Below are 5853 nucleotides of genomic sequence, written 5' to 3'. Positions count from 1 at the left end.
GAGTTCGCCGAGCGCTCCGTCGTCGCCCTGCGGCGGCATTGCCTTGACCAGTTTTGGGATCCGCAAGGCGTCCCGATTTTCGATCGGATTCTCCTGCAGTTCGGCGTCGAGCGACAGCATGACCGGCGCCATCGGCGGGGTGGTCGCGATCTTGTAGGCGCGCACCGCCGATTCCGCGAAATGCTGTAGCGAGACCGGCTGGTCGTCCCATTTGACAAAGTCACGGGTCAGCGCCGCGGGATCGACGGCCGAGTGCGGCCACTCGGCGCCGGGCGCGCGCTTGTTGGCCTCGATGATGTTGCCGCCCATGACCATGACCGGCACGCGATCGCACCAGGCATTGTACATCGCCATCGTGGCGTGCTGCAGCCCGACCACGCCGTGACATATCATGGCGAGCGGCTTGCCGGCCATCTTCGCATAGCCCTGCCCCATGTGGACGGCGATCTCCTCGTGCGGACAGGTGAGGATTTCGGGCCTGGTGTTGCCGCCGTGGTTGATGACCGCCTCGTGCAGGCCCCGGAAGCTCGAGGCACAGTTCATCGCCAGATAATCGATGTCGAGCGTCTTGAACACGTCGACCATGAAGTCGCCGCCGCTGGAGGTCTGGCTCACCGGATCGGCCGGCGGCGGCATCGTGTCGGCCGCGGCTAACCGTGGGCCGGGCGGCGCGGCCTTTGGACGCTGTTCGGGAAAACCTGAGATCGCGGTGTTGGCCGCGACCGGCGTACTCAGCGCCGCGGCACCCGCGATGGTTGCGCCCTTCAGAAAATTGCGGCGCGAAGCTTCGGGCGCACCGTCGCGCCCGTCGTTGCTGCGTTTGGACATGGTTTCCTCCCCGGAATCGCCAACGAGCCGTTGTTTGTTGTTGCTCGAAGTGTCCACCTGCTTCCAAGGAATGGTCAAGACGCGGCTGCGTGAACGTGCATGCGCGGCTCACACAACTGCTCCGCCAGAACAGACGAGCGCGCGGTCGGTGATCGCGCTGGCGGGACACCGCTTGCTGCGATAGATGTCGGACGCGCGCGCAATTTAGAAACATACGGGCAGCGTAGCGTCGACGAGGGAGGAACGGATGGTCCGAAAAGATGTCTTCGGTTGTTCGTGCTTGCATCGCAACGTGGCGCCTGCCTCGGGCGGCATGCTCGGTCGGCGCGATGTGCTCGCCGCCTTCGCAGCAACCGTGGTCGCAGGCGCGATCAAATCCGCCCCCGCGCGGGATGCCGAGTCCAGGCCGCAACGCATCGACGTCCATCACCATCTCTCGCCGCCCGCCTACATCGCCGCGGCCAACGCCAACAATTTCGGCGAAGGGCCGATGAAGAGCTGGACGGTCAGCAAATCGCTCGATGACATGGACAAGGCGGGGGTTGCGACCGCGCTGCTGTCCATCACCACGCCTGGCGTCAATTTCACCTCGCGCGAGCCGGCGCGAACACTTTCGCGCGAGTGCAACGAATATGCCGCCAAACTCATCGCCGACCATCCAGGCCGGTTCGGCAGCTTTGCCATGGTGCCGCTCACCGATATCGACGGCGCCTTGCGCGAGATCGAATACGCGCTGGACACGCTGAAGGCCGACGGCATCGGTCTTTTGACGAGCTATGACGACAAATGGCTCGGCCATCCCTCGTTCCTGCCCGTCATGGAAGAGCTGAACCGGCGCAAGGCGCTGGTCTATACCCACCCGACAACGGCCAATTGCTGCGTCAATTTGGTGAAAACCCTTCAGCCCGTGATGATCGAGTTCGGCACCGATACCACGCGCACCATCGCCGACATCATCTTCAGCGGCAACGCCCTCAAATTCCGCGACATCCGCTGGATTTTCTCGCATGCCGGCGGGACGATGCCGATGCTGCTCGACCGTTTCGTCCGCAATCCGTTTCTCGATCCGAACGCCAAACCGGCCGTTCCCGACGGCACGCTCGCCGAGCTCAAGCGCTTCTATTACGACACTGCGCAGACCTCCAACAAAGCGGCAATGTCGGCGCTGTCGGCGATCGTGCCGGTCTCGCAAATCGTGTTCGGCACGGATTTTCCGTATCGGACCAGCATCGATCACGTCAACGCCTTGCGCGACTGCGGCGTGTTCAGCGACGCGCAGCTTGCCGACATCGAGCGCGGCAACGCGCTAAAACTGCTGCCGCGGCTCGCGGCCTGAGGCCCGATCACTGACCGCTCCGACGCTGCCCTATCCTTCGTACGCGTCCGCCGAGGCGCGGACCGCGCGCGGCGCAAGCGTCTCGGCGGGCGACGGCAACGGCTGGCCCGCATCGCGAAAGCGGTTGGTGATCGGATAGCGGCGATCGCGGCCAAAGTTCCGGCTGGTCACCTTCACCCCCGGCGCGGCCTGCCGCCGCTTGTATTCGGCGATGTTGAGCAGGTGATCGATGCGCGCGACGGTCGCGCGGTCAAAGCCGGCGGCGACGATCGATGCCAGCGGCTCCTCCTTTTCGACCAGCCGCTCCAAAATCGCATCCAGCGTGTCATAGGGCGGCAGCGAATCCTGGTCGGTCTGGTTTTCGCGCAGTTCCGCCGTCGGAGGCCGCGTGATGATGTTTTCCGGAATGACCTCGCCCGATGGCCCCAGCGCCCCCTCCGGCTTCCAGGTGTTGCGCAGGGACGCCAGCCGAAACACCTCGGTCTTGTAAATGTCCTTGATCGGGTTGAAGCCGCCGTTCATGTCGCCATAGAGCGTGGCGTAGCCGACCGACATTTCCGACTTGTTGCCGGTGGTGACCACCATCGCGCCGGTCTTGTTGGAGATCGCCATCAAGAGCGTGCCGCGGGTGCGCGCCTGCAAATTCTCTTCGGTAATGTCGCGCGGCAAGCCCTTGAACACACCGGCCAAAATCCCCTCAAAACCTTCGACGGCCTGCGCGATCGGCAACACCTCGTAATGGATGTCCAGCGCCTTTGCGAGTTTTGCCGCATCATTGAGCGAGACCTGCGCGGTGAAGCGATAGGGCAGCATGACGCCGCGCACTGCGTCCCTGCCCAGCGCATCGACCGCGATCGCGGCGCACAGCGCCGAATCGATGCCGCCGGAAATGCCGAGCAGCACGCCGGGAAAGCCGTTCTTGCGGACATAGTCCCGCAGGCCGAGCACGCAGGCGGCATAATCGGCCGCATCGCCCTCGAGCTGCGGCGCCACGGGACCGGAACAGCGCCAGTCGTCGCCGTTCTTCTCGAAAGTGAGCGTCGTGATGTCTTCGGCAAAGGCCGGCTGTTGCGCCGCGACCGACAGGTCGGCATTGAGCGCAAAGGAGCCGCCATCGAACACCAGCTCGTCCTGGCCGCCGACCTGGTTCAGATAGATCAGAGGCAGGCCGCTTTCGGTGACACGGGCGACCGCAATCGACAGGCGGATATCGGTCTTGTCGCGGGCATAGGGCGAGCCGTTCGGCACCACGATGATCTCGGCGCCGCTCTCGGCCTGGCACTCGATCACGTTCTCATAGTCCTCGGATTCTTCGAGCCAGATATCCTCGCAAATCGGAACCCCGACCCGCACGCCCCTTATCATGACCGGCCCGGATACCGGCCCTCGCGCGAAAACCCGCTTCTCGTCGAACACGCCATAATTCGGCAGGTTGGCCTTGAAGCGCAGCGCCGCGATCCGGCCGCCATCGAGCAGCGCCACGGCGTTGTAGAGCTTGTCGTCCTCGACCCAGGGGGTGCCGACCAGCACGGCCGGGCCACCATCGGCGGTTTCCCGCGCCAGCGCCTCGACCGCGGTGCGGCAGGTGGCCTGAAAAGCCGGTTTCAGGACCAGGTCCTCCGGCGGATAGCCGGCGATGAACAGTTCCGAAAACACGATCAGGTCGGAACCATCGGCCGCTGCCTTGGCGCGCGCCGCGCGCGCTTTTGCGGCGTTGCCGTCGATGTCGCCCACCGCAGGGTTGAGCTGGGCCAGCGTGATCTTGAACTTTGCGCTTCGTTCACTCATCACATATGCTCATATTGGGTATAACAAATGTGCTCCGTGGCGCGCCGGACTGCAAGCGCCGGCTTTAGATTGCTCCCATGCGCTCGGCGATGGCAAAGATCCAAAACAGCCCGGACATCAAAAGCGTCACCCCGACCGCCGCCGAGCCCATGTCCTTGACCCGCCCGATCTGCAGGTCATGATCGGTGGTCAGGCGGTCGGCGAGTTTCTCGATCGCCGTGTTGAGCAGCTCGACCACCAGCACCAGCACCACCGCGCCGAACAGCTCGACCTTGCGCATCATGGTCGCGCCGATCAGCCATGCCAGGGGAATGGCGAGGATCAGCGCGCCCACCTCCTCGCGAACGGCCTGCTCCGAGCGGATCGCGAACGCGAGGCCGTTACGCGAGTTGACCGTGGCTTTCCACAGCCGCAGCAAGTCTCAAAGACCCGCTGCGGCCGGCATCGGCCTGACCCTGCCCGCCCGCTCCTGCTTCAAGAGCTCGGCGATCAGGAACGCCATGTCGATCGACTGTTCGGCATTGAGACGGGGATCGCAGACCGTGTGGTAGCGGTCGTTGAGGTCCTCCTCCGAGATCGCCCGCGCGCCGCCGATGCATTCGGTGACGTCCTTGCCGGTCATCTCCAGATGCACGCCGCCGGCATGGGTGCCCTCAGCCGTGTGGACGGCGAAGAACGTCTTCACCTCCGACAGGATGCGGTCGAACGGCCGGGTCTTGTAGCCGGTGGTCGAGGTGATGGTGTTGCCGTGCATCGGGTCGCACGACCAGACCACCACCCTGCCCTCGCGCTCAACGGCGCGGATCAGGCCGGGCAGATGATCGGCGACCTTGTCGGCGCCGAACCGGTTGATCAGGGTCAGCCGTCCCGGCTCGTTGTCGGGGTTGAGCACGTCGATCAGCCGGATCAGTTCGTCGCCCTTCAACGACGGGCCGCATTTCAGGCCGATCGGGTTCTTGATGCCGCGGAAATACTCGACATGGGCATGATCGAGCTGGCGGGTGCGGTCGCCGATCCAGATCATGTGACCAGAGGTTGCGTACCAGTCCCCGGTCGTCGAATCGACCCGGGTCATGGCCTGCTCATAGCCGAGCAGCAGCGCCTCGTGGCTGGTGTAGAAATCGGTACCGCGCAGCTCCGGGTGGCTTTCCAGGTCCAGCCCGCAGGCGCGCATGAAATCCAGCGCCTCCGAGATGCGGTCGGCCAGTTCCTTGTAGCGCCGCGACTGCGGAGAATCCTTGATGAACCCCAGCATCCACTGATGCACGCTGGCGAGATTGGCAAAACCGCCGGTGGCGAAGGCGCGCAGGAGGTTCAGCGTCGCCGCCGACTGCCGGTAGGCATTGAGCTGGCGCTGCGGATCGGGAATGCGCGCTTCTTTGGTGAAGGCGATGTCGTTGACGATGTCGCCGCGATAGCTCGGCAGCTCGACGTCACCCACCTTCTCCATCGGCGACGACCGCGGTTTTGCGAACTGCCCGGCAATCCGGCCGATCTTCACCACCGGCACCGCGCCGGCATAGGTCAAGACCACCGCCATCTGCAGGAAGACGCGGAAGAAGTCGCGGATGTTGTTGGCGCCATGCTCGGCAAAGCTCTCGGCGCAGTCGCCGCCCTGCAGCAGGAATGCCTCGCCCTTTGCGACTCGGGCCAGCGCCTTTTTCAGGTTGCGCGCCTCACCGGCAAAAACCAGCGGCGGGAAGCTCGCAAGCTGCGCCTCGACATCCGCGAGCGCCTTGGCGTCGGGATAATCAGGCATCTGCTTTACCGGCTTTGCGCGCCAGCTGTCAGGCGTCCACCGCTCGGACATCACAAACTCCTCAAGCAAAACCGCGACTTATCGGCGGTTCCGAAGCACCGCTATATACACAGGCCGCAAGGCTCCTGCCACTTGGAAATCA

At 64.4% G+C, this 5853-nt stretch carries 5 protein-coding genes; 1 reads left to right on the top strand and 4 read right to left on the bottom strand.

Annotated elements, in window-relative coordinates; genetic code table 11:
• On the bottom strand, positions 1 to 828 hold an 828-nt coding region (locus JOZ76_RS03820), incomplete at its 3' end, for a thiamine pyrophosphate-binding protein (protein WP_291697297.1).
• Positions 829 to 1075: 247 nt separating this feature from the next.
• On the opposite strand from JOZ76_RS03820, the gene JOZ76_RS03815 reads away from it, so the two are divergent.
• Entirely contained in the window at positions 1076 to 2164 is a 1089-nt protein-coding gene (locus JOZ76_RS03815) for an amidohydrolase family protein (RefSeq protein WP_291697296.1), read from the top strand.
• A gap of 30 nt (positions 2165 to 2194) precedes the next feature.
• On the opposite strand, the gene JOZ76_RS03810 is transcribed toward JOZ76_RS03815, so the two are convergent.
• From JOZ76_RS03810 to JOZ76_RS03800, 3 genes are all read right to left on the bottom strand, one after another.
• Positions 2195 to 3952: an NAD+ synthase gene (locus JOZ76_RS03810; protein WP_291697295.1), complete on the bottom strand. Its 1758-nt coding sequence runs from the start codon at positions 3950 to 3952 to the stop codon at positions 2195 to 2197.
• Positions 3953 to 4016: 64 nt separating this feature from the next.
• Positions 4017 to 4370, bottom strand: coding sequence for a diacylglycerol kinase (locus JOZ76_RS03805; protein WP_291697294.1), 354 nt, complete (start codon positions 4368 to 4370; stop codon positions 4017 to 4019).
• A 3-nt stretch (positions 4371 to 4373) separates the two neighbouring features.
• Positions 4374 to 5762, bottom strand: coding sequence for a class II 3-deoxy-7-phosphoheptulonate synthase (locus JOZ76_RS03800; protein WP_291697293.1), 1389 nt, complete (start codon positions 5760 to 5762; stop codon positions 4374 to 4376).
• Positions 5763 to 5853 lie beyond the last annotated feature (91 nt).

This window comes from Bradyrhizobium sp. (assembly GCF_019244115.1).
Taxonomy (GTDB): domain Bacteria; phylum Pseudomonadota; class Alphaproteobacteria; order Rhizobiales; family Xanthobacteraceae; genus Bradyrhizobium.
The sequence above is the reverse complement of the archived record's forward strand: the minus strand, read 5'-3'. Positions and strand labels throughout refer to the sequence as shown.